This window comes from Rhizobium rhizoryzae (assembly GCF_011046895.1).
In the GTDB taxonomy this organism is placed as follows: domain Bacteria; phylum Pseudomonadota; class Alphaproteobacteria; order Rhizobiales; family Rhizobiaceae; genus Neorhizobium; species Neorhizobium rhizoryzae.
The window spans coordinates 2,802,667-2,826,025 of the sequence record NZ_CP049250.1; the positions used below are offsets into that span (position 1 = coordinate 2,802,667).

23 protein-coding genes and 3 tRNA genes are annotated in these 23,359 nt (G+C 55.7%); 17 read left to right on the plus strand and 9 right to left on the minus strand.

Features of this window, described 5'->3' with window-relative positions; all coding sequences use genetic code 11:
• Window positions 1-22: 22 nt before the first annotated feature.
• The 5 genes from exoR to G6N80_RS19360 all read right to left on the minus strand — a co-directional run bounded on the left by exoR (window position 23) and on the right by G6N80_RS19360 (window position 7,777).
• Window positions 23-817 carry an exopolysaccharide production regulator ExoR gene (gene exoR, locus G6N80_RS19340; protein WP_156379194.1) on the minus strand — a complete coding sequence of 265 codons (795 nt, stop codon included), beginning with the start codon at window positions 815-817 and terminating at the stop codon, window positions 23-25.
• A 612-nt stretch (window positions 818-1,429) separates the two neighbouring features.
• Window positions 1,430-2,662 carry an OmpP1/FadL family transporter gene (locus tag G6N80_RS19345; protein WP_165136149.1) on the minus strand — a complete coding sequence of 411 codons (1,233 nt, stop codon included), beginning with the start codon at window positions 2,660-2,662 and terminating at the stop codon, window positions 1,430-1,432.
• A gap of 354 nt (window positions 2,663-3,016) precedes the next feature.
• On the minus strand, window positions 3,017-5,932 hold the full coding sequence (locus tag G6N80_RS19350) for a valine--tRNA ligase (RefSeq protein WP_062554653.1): 2,916 nt from the start codon (window positions 5,930-5,932) through the stop codon (window positions 3,017-3,019).
• A 109-nt stretch (window positions 5,933-6,041) separates the two neighbouring features.
• Window positions 6,042-6,848: a PopZ family protein gene (locus tag G6N80_RS19355; protein ID WP_165136152.1), complete on the minus strand. Its 807-nt coding sequence runs from the start codon at window positions 6,846-6,848 to the stop codon at window positions 6,042-6,044.
• A 275-nt stretch (window positions 6,849-7,123) separates the two neighbouring features.
• Window positions 7,124-7,777: a protein-L-isoaspartate O-methyltransferase family protein gene (locus tag G6N80_RS19360; protein ID WP_062554655.1), complete on the minus strand. Its 654-nt coding sequence runs from the start codon at window positions 7,775-7,777 to the stop codon at window positions 7,124-7,126.
• A 175-nt stretch (window positions 7,778-7,952) separates the two neighbouring features.
• On the opposite strand from G6N80_RS19360, the gene G6N80_RS19365 reads away from it, so the two are divergent.
• From G6N80_RS19365 to G6N80_RS19385, 5 genes are all read left to right on the plus strand, one after another.
• Window positions 7,953-8,147 carry a hypothetical protein gene (locus tag G6N80_RS19365; protein WP_062554656.1) on the plus strand — a complete coding sequence of 65 codons (195 nt, stop codon included), beginning with the start codon at window positions 7,953-7,955 and terminating at the stop codon, window positions 8,145-8,147.
• 130 nt (window positions 8,148-8,277) lie between these two features.
• Window positions 8,278-8,754, plus strand: a complete 477-nt coding sequence (locus tag G6N80_RS19370) for a BA14K family protein (protein ID WP_165136155.1) — start codon at window positions 8,278-8,280, stop codon at window positions 8,752-8,754.
• 144 nt (window positions 8,755-8,898) lie between these two features.
• A tRNA-Cys gene (locus G6N80_RS19375) sits at window positions 8,899-8,972 on the plus strand.
• A gap of 99 nt (window positions 8,973-9,071) precedes the next feature.
• Window positions 9,072-9,311, plus strand: a complete 240-nt coding sequence (locus tag G6N80_RS19380) for a DUF982 domain-containing protein (RefSeq protein WP_062554658.1) — start codon at window positions 9,072-9,074, stop codon at window positions 9,309-9,311.
• A 321-nt stretch (window positions 9,312-9,632) separates the two neighbouring features.
• Window positions 9,633-10,274 carry an exopolysaccharide biosynthesis protein gene (locus tag G6N80_RS19385; RefSeq protein ID WP_062554659.1) on the plus strand — a complete coding sequence of 214 codons (642 nt, stop codon included), beginning with the start codon at window positions 9,633-9,635 and terminating at the stop codon, window positions 10,272-10,274.
• A 26-nt stretch (window positions 10,275-10,300) separates the two neighbouring features.
• Here G6N80_RS19385 and G6N80_RS23370 read toward each other — a convergent pair whose 3' ends face one another.
• Window positions 10,301-10,591, minus strand: coding sequence for a hypothetical protein (locus G6N80_RS23370; RefSeq protein WP_082547186.1), 291 nt, complete (start codon window positions 10,589-10,591; stop codon window positions 10,301-10,303).
• Between the two features lie 230 nt (window positions 10,592-10,821).
• Between G6N80_RS23370 and G6N80_RS19395 the strand changes: the two genes are divergently transcribed.
• From G6N80_RS19395 to sseA, 7 genes are all read left to right on the plus strand, one after another.
• A tRNA-Asn gene (locus G6N80_RS19395) sits at window positions 10,822-10,896 on the plus strand.
• A 199-nt stretch (window positions 10,897-11,095) separates the two neighbouring features.
• Window positions 11,096-11,170 (plus strand) — tRNA-Asn (locus G6N80_RS19400).
• Between the two features lie 468 nt (window positions 11,171-11,638).
• Window positions 11,639-11,845, plus strand: coding sequence for a hypothetical protein (locus tag G6N80_RS19405; protein WP_062554660.1), 207 nt, complete (start codon window positions 11,639-11,641; stop codon window positions 11,843-11,845).
• An 84-nt stretch (window positions 11,846-11,929) separates the two neighbouring features.
• Window positions 11,930-12,238 (plus strand): hypothetical protein, encoded by a 309-nt coding sequence (locus G6N80_RS19410; protein ID WP_062554661.1) that lies wholly within the window; start codon window positions 11,930-11,932, stop codon window positions 12,236-12,238.
• Window positions 12,239-12,423: 185 nt separating this feature from the next.
• Complete coding sequence (locus G6N80_RS19415) at window positions 12,424-13,461, plus strand: cysteine synthase A (protein ID WP_165136158.1); 1,038 nt, start codon at window positions 12,424-12,426, stop codon at window positions 13,459-13,461.
• 13 nt (window positions 13,462-13,474) lie between these two features.
• Window positions 13,475-14,212, plus strand: coding sequence for an alanyl-tRNA editing protein (locus G6N80_RS19420; protein WP_062554663.1), 738 nt, complete (start codon window positions 13,475-13,477; stop codon window positions 14,210-14,212).
• Between the two features lie 31 nt (window positions 14,213-14,243).
• Window positions 14,244-15,665: a 3-mercaptopyruvate sulfurtransferase gene (gene sseA / locus G6N80_RS19425; RefSeq protein ID WP_165136161.1), complete on the plus strand. Its 1,422-nt coding sequence runs from the start codon at window positions 14,244-14,246 to the stop codon at window positions 15,663-15,665.
• A gap of 121 nt (window positions 15,666-15,786) precedes the next feature.
• Here sseA and ald read toward each other — a convergent pair whose 3' ends face one another.
• Entirely contained in the window at window positions 15,787-16,905 is a 1,119-nt protein-coding gene (gene ald / locus G6N80_RS19430) for an alanine dehydrogenase (protein WP_165136164.1), read from the minus strand.
• A gap of 150 nt (window positions 16,906-17,055) precedes the next feature.
• Here ald and G6N80_RS19435 point away from each other — a divergent pair, with 150 nt between their 5' ends.
• From G6N80_RS19435 to G6N80_RS19455, 5 genes are all read left to right on the plus strand, one after another.
• Window positions 17,056-17,517, plus strand: coding sequence for an Lrp/AsnC family transcriptional regulator (locus tag G6N80_RS19435; protein WP_062554666.1), 462 nt, complete (start codon window positions 17,056-17,058; stop codon window positions 17,515-17,517).
• Between the two features lie 103 nt (window positions 17,518-17,620).
• Window positions 17,621-17,950, plus strand: a complete 330-nt coding sequence (locus tag G6N80_RS19440; protein ID WP_165136167.1) for a PilZ domain-containing protein — start codon at window positions 17,621-17,623, stop codon at window positions 17,948-17,950.
• 520 nt (window positions 17,951-18,470) lie between these two features.
• Window positions 18,471-18,824, plus strand: a complete 354-nt coding sequence (locus tag G6N80_RS19445) for a PilZ domain-containing protein (protein WP_165136169.1) — start codon at window positions 18,471-18,473, stop codon at window positions 18,822-18,824.
• A 164-nt stretch (window positions 18,825-18,988) separates the two neighbouring features.
• Window positions 18,989-20,977 carry a bifunctional 2',3'-cyclic-nucleotide 2'-phosphodiesterase/3'-nucleotidase gene (locus G6N80_RS19450; protein WP_062554669.1) on the plus strand — a complete coding sequence of 663 codons (1,989 nt, stop codon included), beginning with the start codon at window positions 18,989-18,991 and terminating at the stop codon, window positions 20,975-20,977.
• Between the two features lie 182 nt (window positions 20,978-21,159).
• Entirely contained in the window at window positions 21,160-21,897 is a 738-nt protein-coding gene (locus tag G6N80_RS19455; RefSeq protein WP_062554670.1) for a Crp/Fnr family transcriptional regulator, read from the plus strand.
• 11 nt (window positions 21,898-21,908) lie between these two features.
• On the opposite strand, the gene G6N80_RS19460 is transcribed toward G6N80_RS19455, so the two are convergent.
• Window positions 21,909-22,655, minus strand: coding sequence for a Crp/Fnr family transcriptional regulator (locus G6N80_RS19460; RefSeq protein WP_062554671.1), 747 nt, complete (start codon window positions 22,653-22,655; stop codon window positions 21,909-21,911).
• 284 nt (window positions 22,656-22,939) lie between these two features.
• Complete coding sequence (locus tag G6N80_RS19465; RefSeq protein WP_156379166.1) at window positions 22,940-23,299, minus strand: hypothetical protein; 360 nt, start codon at window positions 23,297-23,299, stop codon at window positions 22,940-22,942.
• Between the last annotated feature and the right edge of the window lie 60 nt (window positions 23,300-23,359).

Sequence of the window (23,359 nt, forward strand, 5' to 3'; positions counted from 1 at the left end):
CAGGCTGTTGGGCGGCGAAAATTCAGTCGCCGCCGTCTTCCACGTCGAACTGCTGGGCCAGCACGATGGCGCTGCGGCGGTCCTGTTCGGTTGTCAGAGAAAACGCATCTTCCTGCAATCGCTGCATCCAGGAACATTCGTTCTTGGCGCAACGATCCAGTGCGGCGGTCATGTAAGCGAGACCGCGCACCGACTGACCTTCCTGGAACAGAAGGTTGCCGAATACAGACATGGCGCCGGCATGCCCGCCTTTACGCGCCTGATTCAGCCACTTCTTTGCCTGCAGAACGTTGCGAGCGCCGCCCTCACCCGTCAGCATCATCTGGGCGAGCTGAAACTGCGCCTCTGCCACGCCAAAGGTCGAAGCAACCTGGAAATAAAGCTGACGCGCCTGAGACAGATCTGTGCGGATCGGAGACCCCGGAATACCGTGGCGATAGTAGTCCGCCAGAGCCAGCAGGGCGTTGACAAAAAAGCCGGTATCTTCCGAGCCGGGCTCGATGCCCTGGCTGGCGATCTCGTTGTAGATCTTGAAGGCCTCATAATCGTTCTTCGCAACGCCGTCGCCGAAGGCATACATGTTGGCGAGCGCCCATCGTGATCCGGTATGCCCCTTTTCCGCAGCATAGCGATAGGCTTCGACAGCATCCTTTTTCTGGCCGTTCTTGTAGGCCTTGAAGCCGAACTTGAAAAGGTCAAACGGACCTGACTCTTTGGTCACACCGGAACTGATATCGAAAGCGGCAGCAGTGCGGGCAGGCGCGAACGCCATAACCAGCCCGAGCGTCATCAGCCCAAAAGAAGCTTTGGAGAACATCAGCATCTTTACGCTTCCTTAACCATGCCGATGATTGAAGCTGACATGGCAAAGATCGACGAACATGTTTCTCGATGACGAAGAGAATCGCGGCTGCTCACCATTGTCATGCACCTACTCCGAACACTTGCTCCGGTGCACTCATCAAAGACACTTGGACCGGATCAGCTCGCCTGCCTTGCAAACGGGCAACGATCGAAAGCATAAGATGCGTTTTCGGCAAGACTGCGGCTTCCGCCGAACTCCGAATTCCATTCCCTCCTGAAGTCGAGCACAACGCCCGCTTCGCTGGAAAACTTGGATTTTCCTTCGAGAAATCGCCCATGTTACTCCGATACGCGCCCCGCCCCCGCAGGTCCGCTTTCTTTCTGCCTATCTCGCTGCGCCTCGTTTGTGGCGGGAAATGGACAGAAGTTGATGCTCAAGAATGTACAATCGAACGTCGTAAAAATCTGTTGCTGAATCGTCACAAAATCGGACAGTCGAAACATCGTTACCGAGACGTTTTCAGGATCTTGTACCGTTAACGTTAGGGATAAACCGAGGAGCCAATAAAAAACGCCCCGGCTTGCGAAAGCCGAGGCGTCATCATGAAGCTCACATCAGATCAGATCAGAACTTGACCTTGACCGATGTCGAGATGGCGGCAACCAGGTCGTTGCCGAAAGTGTAGGCTGCATCGGTGCCATAACGGACACCGTTGATGGTTGTCGGGCCGGATGAACCGGACGTCAGGACTCCAAGAAGACCGGCGAGGCGGAGTTCGACATTCTGCGTCGGCGCGTAGGAAACGGCGGCACCAACAGACCAAGTATCCGTCTGCGTCCCGAAGCCCTGGCTCGTGCCGCGATCCCATGTGAGGCTGACTGCACCGCTCCACTGATCATTGAACTTGTGGCCAACACCACCGCTGATGGTCCAGCCATCACGATAGCCAAGCTCAAGCGATGTGATCTGCGTTGCACCGTTGCAAACCGGCACGCCGACGACGCAGAACGGGATTGTCTGCAACTGGCTCCAGTCAGTCCATTTCACAGAACCGAAGGCGAGCCAATCCGGGGCTATACCGGACTGCACCTTGAGCTCAAGGCTGTCTGGCATCTTCTGGGCGCCATAGACGTTCAGGATACGGCCATTGACCTGCGACAGGTTCAAGGTCCCGGAAATGTCGTTGAGATTGACTTCGCTGTTGTAAACGAGGCTTGCCCGGAATGCGTATTCGGGAATCTCGTAGGCAACACCAGCGCGCCAGCCCCACGCGCTATCTTTCAGCTCAAGACGACCGATACCGTTGCCGACCACGCCGGGGAAACCGGCAGGCGCAACGAGTCTTTCCTTGAAGCCGCTGACTTCCTGATAGAACGTGCCGCCGATGACACGCAACTGACCCGGACCAGCATCGAACCGGTACGAGCAGGTAACTGCGTAATTATCGCTTTCGACCTTTGTTTCGATGTTCTCGTTGGCACCGCGCCAGTTGCGACCTGGCTTCGTATGTGCACCCCATGGCTGCGAATAATCGAACATGCAGTCTGCTGCATCGCCGATTGCGGCCTTGATGCCAACGCGCGGGATCCAATAGTTTTCCGAGTCGTCAGCAGTGGTTGTGCCACCGTTCAAACCATTCGAACCGAGACCATCTGTGCGATCGACGTCCTGAACATTTTTCAGCTTGCGCTGAGGAGCAACATAAGTTGCGGACGACTCGATTGCTACGGATGAACGATCGTATAGCAGGTCGATATTATAGCCGCCGCGCTCGAGGCCGCCCGCCAAAGCGCTCGTGTTAAGAGCACTGACCGCCGCCGCAGCCAGAAGGCCCTTTGCAAGATGAGTTCTTACCATAATTCTCCCACTCCCAGGTAAGTGACCATCACACAGCCTAATTGTCGCAGATTAAAACACAACTTCGACACATTCCGGCCATTGTGAAGAATGTGCAGAAAAATTTACGTAAGCTCGCAATGGGCAGTCAAAAACGCCTACTCAGTCGCATTATTTTTCTAATGAATGAATGTATTTCCGTATCTCTGTAGTCTAATGTTCTCACGATGAGCTGAATGTTGCCCGCGAGCAACATTACGTGAATTCGCGCAAACGGCGCAAAAACAGATCGAATTTCAGGCAGTTTGGTCGAAATGATAACAAAAGGCCCCGGCGCGAAACGCCGAGGCCTTAGTTTAGCAATATTGAAAAGAATCAGCCTGCTTCGGCAATCCGCTGAAGTGCTGTCTTCAGGCTTGCCTGCTGCAACTGCATTTCGCTCAACCGTTCGCGCTCGGCCGCCACAACTTCCGGATCGGCATTGGCGACAAACTTCTCATTGGCGAGTTTCTTTTCAGCGCGATCAATATCGGCCTGCACCTTCCCAAGCGCCTTCTCGATCCGTGTTTTCTCGGCTCCAAGATCAATCAGGCTTCCAAGCGGAAGACACGCCGTTGCCTCGCCGATCACGACCTGCGCCGCTCCACGCGGTGCCGTATCGGAAAGCTCAATGGTTTCGACACGGGCCAGGCGCTCGATTGCTGCCTGATGCCTCTGCAAGCGGCCCTGCGTCAAGGCAGAGGCACCAACCACGATCAGGGGAGCCTTGGCCGATGGTGGCACGTTCATCTCAGAACGAGCCGAGCGGATACCCGTGACAAGATCGACCAGCCAGTTGATTTCCGAAGCTGCCGCGTCGTCGGCGAAATTTGGAGCAGGCCAGTCAGCGTGACACAACAGACCGTCACGCTCGCTGGTGTGAGCCCAAAGTTCTTCCGTCATGAATGGCATGAACGGATGCAGAAGCTTGTAAGTTTCTTCCAGCACATAGGCCACGCAAGCCTGGGCTTCGAGCTTGGCTGCCTCATCCGTTCCAGAGAAAATTGGCTTCAGCAGTTCGAGATACCAGTCGCAAACCTGATTCCAGACAAATCGGTAAAGACTGCCTGCAGCATCGTTGAAGCGCTGTGTCTCGACTGCAGTCGTTACATCCGCGATCGTGGAGGAAAGCTCCGTCAGGATCCAACGATTGACCGTCAGCGTCGCGGCTTCCGGAAGGAATTTCGGATCGCGCTTGACGCCGTTCATTTCCGCGAAACGGGTTGCGTTCCACAGCTTGGTGCCGAAGTTGCGATATCCTGCTATGCGAGCCGGGTCCAACTTCACGTCGCGCCCCTGCGCCGCCATGATCGCCAGCGTGAAACGCAGCGCATCGGCTCCGTATTCATCAATCAGTTCAAGCGGATCGATGACGTTGCCCTTCGACTTCGACATCTTCTGTCCGTTCTTGTCACGCACAAGCGCGTGCACATAGACGGTGTGGAACGGCTCGACGGGATTGCCATCCTCATCCTTCATGAAGTGCAGGCCCATCATCATCATGCGGGCGACCCAGAAGAAGATGATGTCAAAGCCGGTGACGAGCACGCTGGTGGGATAATAGCGCGCAAGCTCAGGAGTCTGGTCTGGCCAGCCGAGCGTCGAGAACGGCCAGAGCGCCGACGAGAACCACGTATCGAGAACGTCTTCGTCACGCGTCAGGATCGCGCCAGGTTCGAAGTTTTCGAGCTTTTCCTGAACCCAGGCCTTCCACGGTCCTTCATGCGCCAGATAGTGCTGGACGGCTGCGTCCAGAGCTTCCTCTTCCGTCTTCTCGACGAAGACCTGCCCATCCGGTCCATACCAGGCCGGGATCTGATGACCCCACCAGAGCTGGCGCGAAATGCACCAGGGCTGAATGTTCTCCATCCACTCGTAATAGGTCTTGTCCCAATTCTTCGGAACGAAGTTCGTGCGTCCTTCGCGAACCGAAGCGATGGCGGGCTCGGCAAGGGTCTTGGCATCCACGAACCACTGGTCCGTCAGCATAGGCTCGATAACGACGTTCGAGCGGTCGCCGAATGGCTGCATGATCTTCTTGTTCTCGACATAGGGCACATCGTTGCCCTCTGCGTCCTTGGTCGTGACGGCAAGACCGTCCGCATTGATGGCAGCAACGATCCGCTTGCGCGCCTCGTAGCGATCCAGCCCACGATATTCTTCCGGAACAAGATTGATGTCGTCGACCTCCGCCTCGCTCGGAAGCTGGCCAGAACGCGTGATCGCCAGCGCCTGCTCCGCGCAACGAGCATAGGGCTCGCCGTCCTGCCGCATCTGCGCCTGCGTATCCATCAGACGATACAGCGGAATGTTGTTGCGGCGAGCGACTTGGTAGTCGTTGAAGTCGTGCGCCCCGGTGATCTTGACCGCGCCCGACCCGAAGGCTGGATCCGGATATTCGTCCGCGATGATTGGAATAAGGCGACGATGCTCTTTGGGGCCAACAGGAATTTCGCAGAGTTTTCCGATGATTGGCGCGTAACGCTCATCTGACGGATTAACGGCCACCGCACCATCGCCAAGCATGGTTTCCGGACGCGTTGTCGCGATCGCGATGTAATTGCGCTCTTCCTGGAAGGTTACATTGCCGTCGGCATCCTTTTCCACATAGGTGTAGGTTTCCCCACCGGCCAGTGGATATTTGAAATGCCACATATGGCCATCGACTTCGCGGTTCTCGACTTCGATGTCCGATATCGCGGTTTCGAATTGCGGGTCCCAGTTGACCAAGCGCTTGCCACGATAGATTAGCCCCTGCTTGTAGAGAGTCACAAAGACCTCGAGCACAGCCTTCGACAAGCCCTCGTCCATCGTGAACCGCTCGCGTGACCAATCGCAGGACGCACCAAGCCGCTTCAACTGGTTGAAGATCAATCCGCCCGATTCAGCCTTCCATTCCCAGACCTTGTCGATGAAGGCCTCGCGACCAAGAGCCCGACGACCGGGTTGCTGCGCTTCCGCAAGCTTACGCTCCACTACCATCTGGGTCGCGATACCCGCATGGTCCATCCCCGGCTGCCAAAGCACGTCTTTTCCGCGCATCCGCTCGAAACGGACCATGATATCCTGAAGCGTGTTGTTCAGGGCATGGCCCATATGCAGGGAACCCGTCACGTTCGGCGGAGGAATGACAATCGTGAAGGTTTCCGCATTCGGCTTTGCATTCGCACCGGCGCGAAACGCATCGGCATCATCCCATGCGGCTGCGATCTTCGGTTCAACAGAGGCGGAATCATAAGTTTTTTCGAGCATTTTGGGACCAAAACCTGGAGTTCTCGTTGCTGGCTGTAAATAGGACTGCCAGATGCGAGTCAATAAAAAAGCCGCCTCAAGGGCGGCTATTGAGGGTGACAGGATCCGTTCACCGCCGCGGGCCGCGCGCTACGCGCTCGATTTCCTCGCGCACAAGCCGCTCGACCAAGGTCGGCAAATTATCGTCCAACCACTCACGCAGCATGGGACGCAGCATGTCCTTCGCCATGTCTTCAACGGTCTCGCGCTCGATACCATTCACAACCTGAGCAAGATCGTTGAAAGACCGCGCAATCTGCGCACCCGCCTCTTCAGACAACAGCGAGGTGGCCTGTTCGATGCGAGCCGGCAATGTCTGCTCGCGATTTTCGTGCGATTGAGCATTCGCAGCGTCGCGGTATACCTGATCCCGTTGAGCAGAAGGCTGCTCGATCGGCTGCACCTGGACGGGGCGCGCCCGCTCTGCATTCACATAGGGGGGATGCTGCACGGGTTGTGGAACTGGACGGTGCATTTCGGGTTGAGGGGCTGCTGAATGAACTGCCGCTCCAGCCTCGGCGGGTCGTGCTGCCCCGGCACGAACCCTGGCTGCGACATCTGCCAGAGATAGTGACTTTTCGCTAACATGCGGCGGATCTGCCGCAACTTCTCTCATTTCCATAACCGCTCTCGAATGCTCGGCGTGAACAGGTTCCGCATAGGACATGCCCGGGTCATTCGCAGGGACCTGGGGCATGTAGCCATCGTCATAGTCCGACTCGACATCGAACTCTTCGCTATCTTCTAAATAAGAAGAAGCTTGCGCGCCCCTGACCGACTGGCTTTCGCTGATCGGATCATTGCTTTCGATGATCCGGCGGATGGATGCCAGGATCTCTTCCATGGAGGGTTCACGCGCGACGTTTGGCTGAGCCATTTTTATCCCCGATCTGAAAGTCGAGCCCCGCATCACACATATGCTAGCAGGCAACGAATCATGGTTGATTCTACGCGAGGGGATGCTGCGTCACAATTACCGGAGACCGATTGGTCAACCGGATGCACAGGTTTCTCAAGGAAACACAGGAGCTTCAGTTCAGAAGAAGCTAAAGACTCTCAACATCAGCGGGCAGAGGAGCTGCTGGTCAGCCGCCACACCCCGTAAGGGCATGACCGAAACAAAAAGGGCGACCCGAGGGCCGCCCATTCTGATCAGAACACAAATTCCTTGGACTTTCGAAAGCCCGGCAACGGCTTCACCGACGTGTTAAAATGCGAAGCTTCGGAAATGACGCCATGCTCCTTGAGGAAAACCCTTGCAGTGGAGGCGTTCCCGTATCCGAGAACTGCAACAAGACGACCACCATCCCGCAGTTGGGAGAACAAGGCTTCAGGAACGTCTTCAACGGAGCCGTTGATAAAGATGAGATCATACGGCGCTTCGGCTGCGTAACCCTTTTCGAGCTCGCCTGTCACCACCGCAGCATTATCGCAACCCAACGCCGCGAGGTTTGCAGTGGCCGCAGCGCTCAATTCCGTATCGCTCTCGATCGCAACGACGGTGCCAGCGATATGCGAGAGGATTGCGGTCGCGTAGCCTGTCCCGCAGCCGATTTCCAGAACGACATCATCCTTGGTGACCTTTGCAAGCTGCAAGAGCTTGGCGAGTGGAGACGCCTCCATCAGGTAACGACCATTCGCGATCTGGATGTCGTTATCAATATAGGCCAGCGCCCTCGACTTTTCCGGCACGAAGGTTTCGCGCGGAACATTGTAAAATGCGCGCAACACGGAGTGCGACGTGACGTCGGTGGTCCGTATCTGGTTTTCCACCATCTTGGTCCGCGCTGCTTCAAAATCAATCATCGGGCTCGCCTCGTGAAAGCGTATATCTGGCCCCGTATTACTGGCGAGCAGCACAGCTTTCAAGACCGTTGGCGCCCCTCTCTCGCAATTCCACCGACTTACCAGCCGAATTCGGGGGAACAAAGCTTTTATCGACGGGTTATTTTCCCAACCGACAAAGACAGAGGAGGCCAGGATGCCCACGACATTGCCGACAGACAATCCCGTCGATTCTCCGAGAGGCCCTACCCCGGCGCCGGGCGTGCCTGATCGTGTTCAGGAAAAGCCGCCACTGACACCGGCCCAAGATCCGGCCGATACAAAAAATCCAAACGATCCGCCGCTCAACCCAGCTTTATTGCCGATCGGTGATCCGGCAGGAGCCGCCTAACAAAGTAAAAAACACCCTTCCCTTTCCTCGACCCGCAGAACATGCGGGTCTTCTTTTTTGGAAGCACAAAGCGGAACCGAAATACACCGGAAGCGTTACTTTACAGGATCAGAATTTTGAGGTGATTAAGATGAAAAAACTGATGGTCATTGCAATCTCTCTTACGACTGCCTTCAGTGGAGTTCCTGCTTTCGCCGGACCGACAGGTCCGGTTTCCTTACCTGCAGTTCAGGCGGAGAACGCGGAAGGCATCGTAAAGGTCGGTTGCAACAATGGAACCAACTGCCCGCAAATCAATCCTCGCTGGGGTAACGGCCACCATTATCGCGGTGGTGACCGCTGGGAAGGGCGTCGCCATTATCGGAATTGGGATGATCGCCGTCACTATCGGGACGGCTACTACCGAGATCGCAGACACGGTAACGCAGGGGCGGTCATTGGTGGCTTGGCCGCTGGCGCACTGATTGGGGGCCTTATCGCCTCGCAGCCTGCCGCGCGGTCGTATGGAGGTTCGCACGTAGAATACTGCGCGTCCAAGTACCGCTCTTATCGCGCATCCGACAATACCTATCAGCCGCTCAATGGTCCCCGCCGCCAATGCCGGTGATTGATCGGCGGGTGTCCCGTTCATTATGGGGCGCTCGCCTATCGTATGATGTGTGAAAAAAGCCAATGCAGAGGTGTATCCCTCTTGCGCTCCATCTAAATCCGTTCTAAACGCCCGTCACCACTTCAGAAAACACATCGGAATGGCCTCGTGGCGGAGTGGTGACGCAGAGGACTGCAAATCCTTGTACCCCGGTTCAATTCCGGGCGAGGCCTCCATTCCAAACTTCAGAGTATTCATAGTTGACGACCGCGGTTGCGTAGGCACCCCGTGGTGAATACTCATATCGAGACGAATTTCCCGAAGGCGATTAGACGATGGAATGGAACAAAGGCGTTACCCTTGCGCTTGATGGACCTGGGCAGTACCGCACAATCACCACTTTGCAGGAAGCCTCCTGGGCGCTGATCGAGGATTGGCCGCTCGAAGACGGTGAGGCTTTGGACAAGGCTCTGATAGTTTTCGAAGCGGCGATGAAGGGTAAAAAGACGGCGGAGGCCGCGCGTCTCGCTTTTATTGCCGCTGCGATCGAGGCCGGTATCGACATCAAGTCCTGAATTCGGCTCGCGGATGATCCCGGCGCGGTTTCCCGTGCACAATGCATGCAACTCTGATAGCATATCTGTGTTCGGCTTTTGGAGGAGCAAAGGCGGGACGACTGCATGCGTTGGAGGAGATCGTCATGCATTACCTGACATTCGTAACAGCCATAAATCCATATGTTCTGGCGGCCTTGGGAATGGTGCTGATATGCGGTGCCGTTGACTGGTGGCGCCATACACACTGAAGCGTGAAAGAAGGCGCGTCTGCGCCCACTTCGGGACTGGCGACAAGTTTGTTATGACAGGTTTTGCATCAGGACCTGCCCGGAGTGAACTTTGCGTACTGATTCTGCCTTCAACGACACGAACCAGCCTCTGACATTGACACTGGAGACCCTCATAAATGGCATTGAGGGCGAGACCGTAACGCTTCGTCAATTGATGCATGCTGTTGGCGAGCAAGGGCTTCTGCTCATCTGTGCCCTCGCCTCTCTCCCCTTTCTGATCCCGGTTTCCATTCCGGGTGTCAGTACCGTTTTCGGAGCCGCTATCATCCTGATCGGCATTGCTGTCTTCCTCAATCGCCTGCCTTGGCTTCCAGCGCGAATCCTGGACAAGCAACTGGAGACAGCGCGACTCGTACCGACACTGAGAAAAGGCGTTAGAATCGTTTCCAGACTGGATAACTACATCAAGCCTCGCTTCGCCTCGTTCACGGGATCCGCATTTGCAAACCGCATCAACGCGCTGGCGATTGCCGCCGGGGGTCTCCTGCTGATGTTTCCCTTGGGTCTCATTCCCTTTTCGAACACACTGCCCGGCATTGCGATCCTGCTGACGGCCCTTGGCATGATCCAGCGCGACGGCGCGGTTGTCCTGGGCGGCTACATCTTCCTTGCTTTCACGACACTCTATTTCGGCGCTTTGGGATTCTTTGCCCTTCGTGCCGGAAATGGCCTCGCCTCAATGCTCGGTTAATCAACGCGCCCGTGGGCCGGCTGGCGTTAGTTTCGACGTCGCCGGCTCCACCAGACCGCAAACCTACGTCTCCTGCGGCGCACAAAGGCCAGATCGTGCGACAGGACCACGAGACCAAGGGGCACCATCCAGAACCCCAGGATTGGCAGGAATCCCAGGCAGCCACCCGCAACAAGGCCGGCGCCAATTGAGACGCGGCCTGCACGCGACCGCGGCATTGGCATGTGGAAACGACCGAGATGAAGCCGGCCGGTTCTCGGGTCTATCCCAAATCTGCTTTCTGCGTTTTCTTGTTTCAAATCTTCACCAGTTGGCATTCGGTTCGCGTTCTCGTCTTTTTGGGGCCGCGCGTATCCGTGCTTTGCCGCCTTTGAACGTATTCGACCGAAGAAAGCTCCGAATCCCATGTCTGTTTTGCGTTATCATTGCTGGCCGCAGATGGTGACCCGGTGTGGATAAGACAAGCGAGATCCATTTTTTTTAAAAAAGCGCTTGGCAAATCGTGCAGTCATCGGTAATACCCCGCTCACGCCGCGACGAGCGGTGTTCCCTGGTAGCTCAGCGGTAGAGCACTCGACTGTTAATCGATAGGTCGCCGGTTCGAATCCGGCCCGGGGAGCCAGTTTCTCAGCCAAGCTGAATGCAAAATGCCCGCCCCTCAACGGCGGGCATTTTCATGTTTAAAGCCTTCCAGTGTCGATTTCATCCCTAAACCAAACGAATTGCCTGTGGCGTGGCAATATTTATGACGGCCACATGAAATCGTGCTTGGCAAAACCATCAACCTTCGTTATGACGCCGCTCACACCGCAACGCGGTATTCCCTGGTAGCTCAGCGGTAGAGCACTCGACTGTTAATCGATAGGTCGCCGGTTCGAATCCGGCCCGGGGAGCCAGTTTCTCAGCTATGCTGAACAAAATGCCCGCTCCTCAAAAGCGGGCATTTTCGTTTTCTCCAGAAGTTATTCTTACTGTCTAGTTGGCGCGGTTTGCGTCGGCGTCTGGCCTGCATTGTCAGAGGTTCCGGGTTGGGGCGCCGGGATTGTCGTCTGCGTCGTAGAGGCCGTTGTTGACGGGTCGGTTCCGGGGCCGCTGCTTGACTGAGACCAGATGATGCCCGCTATCAGAAGCAGGGCAACGAACCCTAGCCATAAGCCTGCTCGTCTGTTTCGACCTGTTGTTCGTGGCAGTTCTGGTCCTTGATCATTCGGGCTATAGGCCATGTCAGGTACTCCTTTCGATCATAATGATCTTCAAACATCCCAATTCGGGCAACGTTCCTCCAAGTCCCGCCTTCAGGATGATTCGTTGACATCAGCGTTCGCTTGAATTAGAACAAAAGAAGAACATTGATGGAGATGAGCATGAACAGTGCAGAACAGGCCGTCAAAAATGCGTTGGCTGCTGTTGCGACCGCCAGGGCGCTTCGCCAGCGCGATGCAGACGAGAGACGAAAGACCTTTCAGCGCATCCAGCTTGCGAGCCAAAAGCCGCTCTACATTCCCCGTGGTGTGCAGTTGAGACTGGATCTGACCGAGCAGGCATCTTCGCATTCGCAAAAACTTAGTTAATTTTTTTGGGAACGGGTTTGCTGGTCGAATGTTCTTTTGTCGGGCGACGGAAAAGCCTGAAACAAAAAAACGAGGAGGAAGCTCATGCTTTCGAAACTGCTTAGCGTATCCGTTATTTCCCTTGGTCTTGCCACTGGCGCGATTGCACAGACGGCGGTCACTCCCAATGACCAGACCATGATGAACACAGACAACAACACCCGTGCTGGAACCTACGGCTCCAACAGCGCCACAGGCACCGTGGTAGACCCCGGCATGACCTACAGCACTAATCGCGATAGCGGCACAAAGCCTGCAGGCGAACTGACCGTTCAGGACAGCCCATGCGCAGCGCCTTCTGCCACGCCAACCGAAGGTTCGAGCACGAGCCCGGTAAACCGCACTCAGTGCTAATAAGTTTTTCCCGAGATGACAAAGGGGTGGCCTTGGCCGCCCCTTTTTCGTTGTGAAAGAACGCGCACCATGAAACTTGGGTGTGAAATTTCACCAAACATGCAAATTGCGGGAATGTATTGCTTGCTGAAATTTGGTGGCAATGGAAAAAAGCACCTTATTCCAGCCCATTTTGGAGATCCGTAATGACCGTCCACCCTTCCGTGCTCAGTGTAATCGGCAACACGCCTTTGATCCGTCTCAAGGGCGTTTCAGACGCGACCGGTTGCGAGATCCTGGGGAAGGCGGAGTTCCTCAATCCCGGGCAGTCGGTCAAGGACAGGGCCGCGTTGTTCATCATTCGCGATGCCGAGAAGAAGGGCCTGCTTCGTCCAGGCGGCGTCATCGTGGAGGGAACTGCTGGCAACACCGGTATCGGTTTGACGGTTGTAGCGAAGGCTCTCGGGTATCGGACAGTCATTGTCATCCCTGAGACGCAAAGCCAGGAAAAGAAAGACGCCTTGAAGCTTCTCGGGGCGGAGCTCGTTGAAGTGCCGGCTGTTCCCTATAAGAACCCGAACAACTACGTAAAGGTATCCGGGCGTTTGGCCGCTGAACTGGCCAAAACCGAGCCCAATGGCGCAATCTGGGCAAATCAGTTCGACAATGTCGCAAATCGCGAAGCGCATATCGCCACCACTGCGCAGGAGATCTGGCAGCAGACGGATGGAAAGGTCGACGGCTTCATCTGCGCGGTCGGTTCGGGCGGCACACTTGCCGGAACCGGAATTGGCCTGAAGGAGAAGAATGCCTCCATCAAGATTGGTCTCGCTGATCCGGATGGTGCGGCTCTCTACAAGTTCTACACGGAAGGCGAACTGAAATCAGAAGGCTCTTCCATCACGGAAGGCATTGGCCAAGGTCGCATCACCGCCAATCTCGAAGGGTTCCGGCCTGACTTCTCCTACCAGATCAGTGATGCTGAAGCCCTGCCCTATGTGTTCGATCTCGTGGAGCAGGAAGGCCTTTGCCTCGGCGGTTCGTCGGGCATCAATATCGCTGGAGCGGTGCGCCTTGCGAAAGAGCTTGGCCCGGGCCACACCATTGTGACCATTCTCTGCGATTACGGAAATCGCTATCAATCGAAGCTGTTCAATCCGGACTTTCTCCGGTCGAAAGGCTTGCCGATACCGCAGTGGCTGGTACAAAAACGCGAGATCAATGTTCCCTTCGAACAGGCATGAGTGAGACTGCAGCATGACAACCAAAGCCCTTTTCCGTGACGATTTCTATTTGGCCACGGCAGAGGGAACGGTGACAGCCATTCATCCGGATGGCGCGATCGAACTGGACCAGACCTGCTTCTATGCAACCTCCGGCGGCCAGCCGGGGGATACAGGCTTCCTTGAACGAGCGGATGGATCGCGAATCCAACTCGGCCAGACACGGCATGGTGAAACAAAAGATATCATCCTGCATGTCCCACTGGAGGAACAGCCGCGCCCGGAGGTTGGAGAAACCCTCGTTCTGCATGTTGATTGGGCGCGCCGCTACAAGCTCATGCGCATGCATACGGCCTGCCACCTCCTTTCCGTGGTATGTGAGTACCCGATTACGGGGGCAGCGGTTGGCGAAGAGGAATCCCGTGTCGATTTCGATATGAGTGAAACAATCGACAAGGACGAAATCACAGCCAGACTGATGACCCTGGTGACAGAGAATCACCCGGTATTCACGCGGTGGATTACGGACGATGAACTTCTGGCCAATCCCGGTATAGTGAAGTCCAAGAACGTTCGGCCGCCGGTCGGACTGGGACGGGTAAGCCTGATTTGCATCGGTAAAGACTCCAGCGTTGACAGCCAACCCTGCGGCGGCACACATGTCTCCGAGACCCAGGAGGTCGGAGCAATTCACATCGCCAAGATCGAGAAGAAGGGTAAGGAGAACAGACGCTTCCGCATTCGTTTCGGAGTTCCGGAGCAAAGCGCATAAGCATCTCCTTGCATGAATGAGGAGACTGAGCATGGGTGTCGAGAAAAGCCGTTTCGTGGTTTCGGGCGATTGGGTTGAGCAACAGCTGGGATCTCCCGGCTTCAAGACCATTGACGCGTCCTGGTATCTGCCGATGCACAAGCGCAATGGTGCCGAAGAATTCGTACAGGGTCATATCCCGGGCAGTGTTTTCTTTGATCAGGATGCTATTGCCGATCACTCGACCGGCCTGCCGCACTCCCTGCCCTCACCTGAGTTTTTTGCAAAGGAAGTCGGCAACCTGGGTATTAGCGACACGGACGTGATCGTCGTCTATGATGGTCCGGGCTTCTTCTCGGCACCGCGCGTGTGGTGGATGCTGCGCGCTATGGGCGTGGAAAAAGTCTATGTTCTCGATGGCGGACTGGACGGCTGGAAGGTCGACGGGCGTCCTCTGGAGAGCGGGACGCCGGATCCGGCTTCAGCGACATTCACACCACGCTTCCGTGGACGCCGCGTCACGACTTTCGACGAAATGCGAGCTATCGTCGACAATGGATCTGCCCAGATCATCGATGCGCGCGGCGCAGGACGCTTCACGGGTGAGGAAGCAGAACCAAGAGCGGGAATGCGATCAGGCCACATGCCGGGTGCGCGCAGTCTTCCTGCTGCGAGCCTCTCCGATAAAGGCCATCTGAAGGATCTCGATACGCTCCGCGCCATGATGGAGGAGGCAGGCGTCGATCTTTCCAAGCCGGCTGTGACCAGTTGCGGGTCTGGCGTGACCGCCGCTGTAGTGACCCTGGCACTCGAATCACTCGGTCATACCAACAATGCGCTTTATGATGGTTCCTGGTCCGAATGGGGCGGTCGCGATGACACGCCTGTAGTCACCGGCCCCGCCGAGCCGCTGGAGAAGCCTGTCCACGGTCCGCTTCGGGCTCACGTGACGCGGTTGGAGATGACGGCCCCGCCGCGCCAAAGCCTGCCGATGCCGGTCAACCTGCAAACGGCCCTGATCCGTACCCAGGATATCCCGCTCCATTACTACCGCTATCTTTATCGGCAGATCGGCAAGCGATGGCACTGGTACAAGCGGTTGCGCATGAGCGACGCCGATCTGTCGGCAATCCTGCGTGACCCGAAGGTTTCCGTTACGGTTCTTTACGTCAATGGTGCACCGGCAGGCATGTACGAACTGAACCAACTCGACGGCGATGTCGTCGAATTGTCCTACTTCGGTCTGTTCGAACATGCGCTGGGCTTGGGGATCGGCAAATGGTTTCTGTTACAAGCGCTCTATTCGGCGTGGCAGACCAGCCCGCGGAAGGTGACTGTGACCACCAATACGCTCGATCACCCGCGCGCATTGCCTCTTTATCAGATGATGGGCTTTACGCCTGTTGCCACCAGTGACGCCTGGGTTGAACCGCTGTCGGATGCGGAATTGCTTGCATTCGGCAAACGCGACTGAACCCATCTCGTCCGCTTTGACCGGTGTGAGGTCAGAACATTGATGGTTTGAGACGGTATGAAATCAACAGCCGCCATGGCTTTCCCCCTGACCATGGCGGCTGAAACGTAGCTTGTTTATTTTATGCTACGTTGAGGATGGTCTCAGCCGAGGCCACGTCATAACCAAGTGCGTCAGCCACCGGTTTGTTAGTCACGCGTCCTCGATGAACATTCAGCCCGTTTCGAAGGTGCCGATCTTCTGCGATCGCTCTCAGGCCGCGATCCGCCAGTGCGAGACCGTAGTGGAGAGTGGCATTGTTAAGCGCGTGTGCAGAAGTTACCGGAACAGCACCAGGCATATTGGCGACGCAGTAATGGACTATTCCGTCGACTTCGTAGGTGGGATCGGAATGGGTGGTCGCATGGGAGCTTTCGAAGCAGCCACCCTGGTCGATAGCCACATCCACGATAACCGCCCCCTTCTTCATGCCCGTCAGCATCTCACGGGTCACAAGTTTGGGTGCCGCTGCACCCGGAATAAGGACAGCGCCGATGACGAGGTCAGCTGCAAAAACCTCTTCCTCCAGAGCATCGATCGTCGAGTAACGGGTATGAATGCGTCCAGAGAACAGATCGTCAAGCTGACGCAAACGAGCCAGTGAACGGTCGAGAATTGTTACGTCGGCGCCGAGGCCAACAGCCATCCTCGCCGCATGCAGACCAACAACCCCGCCACCTATTACCGCGACCTTGCCCGGCAGAACACCCGGAACGCCGCCCAGCAGAACGCCCCGTCCACCGTTGGCTTTCTGTAGAGCGGTCGCACCGGCCTGAATTGCGAGGCGGCCTGCCACCTCGGACATCGGGGCGAGAAGCGGCAGTCCGCCACGATCATCTGTCACCGTTTCATAGGCAACGGCCGTCACACCCGAATTCACGAGGCCCTTCGTCTGTTCCGGATCCGGTGCAAGATGGAGATAGGTATAAAGGATCTGCCCCTCGCGCAGTTGAGCCCACTCGCTAGGCTGCGGCTCCTTGACCTTCACCACCATATCCGATCTTTCGAATACTTCCTGCGCGGTTGCAGCGATCCGCGCACCAGCAGCGATGTATTGGCCATCATCCGCACCAATTCCGGATCCTGCCTGGGTCTCGATAATGACCTCGTGGCCATGGGCGATGTATTCGCGGACCGCGCCGGGCGTAAGGCCAACCCGGTACTCATGATTTTTGATTTCTTTCGGACAACCGACACGCATCTGATCTCGCTCCCATTCATCACAGCTCCCGACTGCGATGGTGGAATTTCAACAAAGAAACCACGCAATGTCCTTGCGAAGATGAGTTCAAAATCCTACCGTTGTCGTAGGTTCGTGCGTGATTAAGCACATTTTTCGTGGATTCTTCACATGAGTGCGTTGGACGCAATAGATCTTGCCATCGTCAAGGCTCTTCAGGCCAACGGGCGCATGTCGAATGCAGAACTATCGCAGAAGGTTGGGCTGTCGGCGTCGGCCTGTTCCAGGCGTCTGGATCTGCTGGAAAAGAACGGCATCATCAGCGGCTACCATGCCCGCCTCTCCAACAAGGCGTTGGATTACAAGATGATGGCAATCGTGCACATATCACTGTCCGGCCAAGGCGCGAAAACCCTGAACGAGTTCGAAGCAGCGGTGAAACTCTGTCCGAATGTGCTCGTCTGTTATCTGATGTCCGGAGATTGCGACTACATTCTGCGGGTTGCGGCGAAGGATCTGGAAGACTACGAACGCATTCACCGCGATTGGCTTTCGGCGCTACCGCATGTGGTAAAGATCAATTCGAGTTTCGCCCTTCGCGAGGTCATCGACCGACCCAATGTCGGCCTCTAATGCATGTCCACGAGAAATACCTAATTGGTCGATCACCTCGCTAACAAAGAGGTAAGACTTGGTCTGACATTGTGCCAATATCGACCCGCCACGAGACAGTTTCATGTTGCTTCATCAGGCTATCAAGGCACGGCACACTGCGCGTCATCGCACCCGTATCATCGCCACGATACGCTATGGCGGGCATGATCGTTCGGGTCAGGTCATCAACCTCTCGGCATCCGGCCTCGCAATTCAGCTGGATCGACCGCTTTTCGCTTCCGCTGGGTCTCGCATACGCGTTACCTGTGATGCGCTTGGAATGCTGGAAGGCAGCGTGACCTGGTCAGAGGGTGTACGCATCGGCGTACAGTTCGACCGGTCATCCAATGCCTGGGCAAAAGTGGCATCCTACTTCCGCTTCTATCATACGCCGGCCCGGCCCAAGCGCTGACTTCAAACCATGCGAGACACAGCATCCCTGCAAGATGGCTGATGCTTAAAGCGTGGCGAAATCTTTCAGATTCGCCCCTGACGCTTAAAGTCTTTGTGTTATCGCATGTCGTTATCGCAAAACCGCGGCACACTTTTGCGCGACATGCTTTTTAGGATCTCGCTGTGCGCTCCAGACTGCGCTTGATCCCTGATTCCGAGTGTGTTGCAGTAAACGCACTCCTGAGACCATGCTTCCGATCAGATGTTGCCTCCTACCCCCGCCCGACATCGACTCAAGGATTGCCGCGTGGTGACAGGGCGAGCAGCCGGATGCATATCCAAATCTTACTAACCAACAAAACACTAAATCATAACAACTTTCGATATTATATTTCGCAGATCTATCAAAATCGAAAGTTTAAAATGGCTTCATTGCGCTTATATACGTTAATATATCGCACAATATTGAGGGATTTTTAATAAAAATTGCCGGTTCCTACTTCCATAGACCTTTCATTTTCAAAAGAAAATCAAAAGATATGGAAAAGAAAAATTATGATAATCGCAAAAATGAGCGCCTCAAATACCAGTTCAATGGCTTTCTCTACTTCATCAATGAAGTGGTCGAGGTACGCGTCGCGGATATTTCCCGCACTGGCCTCTGTCTGACGCTCAAGAGCTGGGTTTCCGCTACACCGGGCGCGACAGTTCGCCTTCGGACCAGCGAGTTGGGTATGGTCGAGGGGACCGTGCGCTGGTATCGCTCTGGTCGCATGGGGGTTCATCTTGCGGAAACGTCGAACACCGCTGCGCAGGTGGCTTCGTATTTTAGGCATTTCCATAAATCAGCCATGCCGGATGCAGCGGGACAACTGGGTCGCAGACGAGGATAGGCAGTGCGGCCACATTGCCAGTTGCCTCCAGTCTGACAGCTTGTCCTCTCAAGCCTAACGAATATTCGAAAGATAAGGATTGCGAAAACATCCGTCATTTTCCTGATGCGTTGCCATGACATTGACCCTACACTCGCACCGCCAAACGACTGAGGGAGAGCTCCATGTCATTCCTGTTCACCCAAACCAATGTGACGCGACGATCGCTTCTGGGCGGCATCGCCGCTGGTTCTGCACTCGTGATGCTGCATCCCTTCGCAGCGCGCGCGCAGGCCAATCAGGCGCATCTACGCATCATGGAGACCACTGATATTCACGTGAATATCATGCCCTACGATTATTATGCCGATAAGCCAAACGACACGCTGGGTCTGACCCGTACAGCAACCTTCATCGACAAGGTCCGTGCCGAAGCATCCAACTCAATGCTGATCGACAACGGTGATTTGCTGCAAGGCAACCCGATGGGCGACTACATGGCCTATGAAAAGGGGATGAAAGCAGGCGATCTGCACCCTGTCATGAAGGCGATGAACGCCCTGGGCTATGATTGCGGAACGCTCGGTAATCATGAATTCAATTACGGGCTTGAATTCCTTTTCAATACCTTGAATGGCGCCAAATTTCCCATCGTCTGCGCCAATCTCACCAAGGGGCAGCTCGCCTCCGACCCGAAGAAGGACGATCTGTTCTTCAAACCCTATGTCATCATTGAGAAGCAGATAAAGGACGGCTCCGGCAATTCAAGCCCGGTCAAGGTTGGCTTTATCGGTTTCGTGCCTCCGCAGATCATGGTCTGGGACGCGAAGAACCTGGAAGGCAAGGCCCAGACACGCGACATCGTACAAGCGGCCAAGGCCTGGGTGCCTGTCATGAAAGAAGCGGGAGCGGACGTGATCATCGCTCTTTCGCACTCCGGCATCGACGGCACCGGACAGTCCGAACGGATGGAAAACGCGTCGCTCTATCTTGCAGGCGTTGAGGGCATTGACGCAATCTTCACGGGCCACCAGCACCTCGTCTTCCCGGGTCCCAAAGATTTTGAAGGCGTTCCGGGTGCGGATATCAAGAAGGGAACGTTGCAGGGCAAGCCTGCCGTCATGGCGGGTTTCTGGGGTTCCCACATGGGCCTGATCGACCTTTTGCTGGAAAGAGACGGCAACAAGTGGAAGGTGGTCGATTTCACAACCGAGGCTCGCCCGATCTATCATCGCGACGAGAACCGCAAGGTGATCGCGGACGCAACGGATAAGCCAGAGATCGTCGCGGCCGTGAAGTCGGAACATGAGGCTACGCTTGCCTATGTTCGCCGGCCCGTCGGCAAGACCTCGGCGCCACTCTATTCGTATTTCGCCCTCGTTGCGGACGATCCTTCGGTCCAGATCGTATCAATCGCCCAGACCTGGTATGTGAAGAACCTTCTGAAGGATGGTCAGTACAAAGATTATCCGGTCCTCTCTGCGGCGGCGCCGTTCAAGGCAGGTGGGCGCGGCGGTCCGGACTATTTCACTGACGTTCCGGCTGGCGATATTGCCATCAAGAATGTTGCCGACCTCTATCTCTATCCAAACACTGTTCAGGCGGTCCTGATCACCGGAGAGCAGGTCAAGAACTGGCTCGAAATGAGCGCCGGAATGTTCAACCAGATCCCGGTCGGCACCAAAGATGCGCCGCTGCTCAATCCCAAATTCCCGAGCTACAACTATGACATCATCGACGGCGTAACCTACCAAATCGACCTGTCGCAGCCCCAGCGCTATGACGGCGACGGAAAGCTCGTCAATCCAGATGCACAACGAATCGTGGATCTGAAGTTCGATGGCAAGCCGATCGATCCCAAGCAGAAGTTCGTGGTCGCAACCAACAATTACCGTGCAGGCGGCGGCGGAAAGTTTCCCGAAATTGCCGCCGACAAGGTCATTCTGGTTGCACCCGATACCAATCGCGATGTCATTGTTCGCTACATCATCGAGCAGGGATCCATCAATCCGTCAGCGGATGCAAACTGGACCTTCAAGGCATTGCCTGGCACGAGTGCGGTTTTCGAAAGCGGTCCCAAGGGACGGCAGTATGCTGCCGCCGTCAAAGGAGCAAAAATCGAAGATGCAGGCGACGGCGCTGAAGGTTTTGCAAAATTCAGACTGATTCTCTGATCTGAAGCTCAGCTTACAGCCTTGAAGCCGCCGGACAGCGTTCGGCGGCTCTTTCTTATTGCGGATCCGTCTGCCAGCGTACCCAAAAACCACAGCAATCAGAGGGTGCTATAGGGAGTAACCATCTGAAATCAAAGGGCGCGATCAGTCGAAGCTTCCGCTTCAGGCAGGCCGCGAGAGCCATGTCCGAATATTCGCATCAGCCGCTACGCAATCGTTTGCTCGACCTTCTCCCGAGCCAGGAACTCGATCTTATAAAGCCGTTCCTTGAGCCAGTCGTGATGCAAAAAGGTCATGTGATTGTGCACACGGATGCTGTGGTCGATTACATCTATTTTCCCTTTTCGGGTATCGGATCGGTTGTGACCATTTCACCTGAGGGTCATCAGGCTGAAGCTGGAATGTTTGGTCGTGAAGGTTTTGCACCAACAACGGCTGCGGTTGGCGGGACAATCAGTATCCACGAAGTACTCATGCAGGTAGGCGGTGAAGGTGTCCGCATCTCTTCGCTCCGGCTCGGGGAATTACTGCCGATCTGCCCGGTCTTTTCCAACCTGCTCGCGCGTTTCATCCACGCCTTCAGCTCGCAGATTTCATTCACGGCTCTTTCGAACGCGGTTCATAGCGTTGATGAGCGGCTGGCACGATGGCTGCTCATGTGCCACGACAGGGTCGATGGGAACGAAATCTCCCTTACACACGAATTCATATCCCTGATGTTGGCCGTCAGGAGACCGAGCGTCACGACCGCTCTCCACATTCTGGAAGGACAGAAACTGATCCGCGCAGAGCGCGGCCGAATATCGGTGCGAGATCGCAATGCACTCGAGCGCTTTGCCGGTGACGCTTACGGAAAGCCCGAACAGGAATATCGGCGTCTCATCGGAGAGCTACCCAGCAAGAGAGATATGGCAATCTGATTTGTCTATCCTCATCCCGGCACGAGGGTGCGAATGCTCTTCGTGCGGACGGACTGCCCCATTCTCTCGAAATGCTGCTCCGCCATGCCGTACGCATCTGCAGCAAATTTCTCCATCGCAGCGCGGTTACGAATCGTAATCAACCCTCGTTGGGACCGGATGAACCCGCGCCCCTCCAGCATATGTAGGGATGTTGTTACGCTTGGCCTGCGCACGGCGAGCATGATGGCAATGAACTCGTGAGTCAGGGTCAGCTCGTCGCCATCAACCCGGTCGTGGCACATGAGAAGCCACCGCGTCAGGCGCTCCTCGACAGAATGGATGGCATTGGACAATGCTGTGGCCGAAACCTGAAACTGGAAACCTATCGCGGACGAATGCACAAGCTGGTTCAACGCCTCGGACTTGCTCATGAGGCGTTCAAAGCTCTTCAGGTCCAGTCGCCAACTTCTGCTGGGAACCTGGATCGTGATTTCGTGGATGTTTTCCTTTACCCCGCCTAGAACCCAGGTCGGGAAAAAACCTTCTCGCCCGATCAGGCCTGCTTCGACCCGCTTGCCGCTTGGCGAGACAACGACTACGGAGCCTATCCCGGAAACAGGAAAGTAGACGTAATCCGTCGGCTCATTCACATGCGCAACTTTTTCGCCATGCGGTAGATCGACGAGCTCCATCTCATCGAGAAGTCCTTCAAGTTCGTCAGCAGGAAGGCTTGAGAGAATGAGATTCGGGGAGAGCTCCGGCTTCAGATGTAGCATTATCTATCTCCTCTTCATCAGACCGACGACGAACTTCCGGCTTGTCTAATCCTTGTAGCGTATGCGTCTCTAACCGAGTGATGTGGTCACTCGGACGACTATGAATTTCATGCAACGAACGGGGACGTGCATCCTATCGTCTTCCATCGCCGACCACTTCTTGAAGGAAACACGCAATCAGGGCGAAGGTTCATTAGGGGAACGAAAAATCTATAAATCGAAACCCAGGAAGATCAGATGATCAGAAACAGATTGAGCTCAACATGAGCCCTCTGGCACTGAACTCAGTGCAAGGGGCGCGTGCTGACGTCTACTCCATCCAGCGCGAGCGCATCGACAATGTTTCGCATGTCTTCTTCGCATTCGTTCAGAAGAAATGGCTGCACCCGGCTCGGAGTATTCTTGGAATTGATCACGAACAGGAATGGCGTGGAAAGCCGCAGCAGCCTTTCAGAAAGCGCGTAAAGGACGCCAGCATCGAGGCCAAGATCTAACAACACACCGCCGCATCGTGCTGCTGCTGTATCATCAAGCTCTTCTGCACCTAGCGGCCCGATCAGCTTCAGCTGCGCATCCTCCCACGCCTGTCGTGCGGCGTCAGATATGAAGTCCGGACCGGCGACAACGATAATCTCAAACGGCACGCTAAGTGCCTCCTTTGGCATTGGGTCAATCATCTCAGTACGAGACCACAAAGGAGGCAG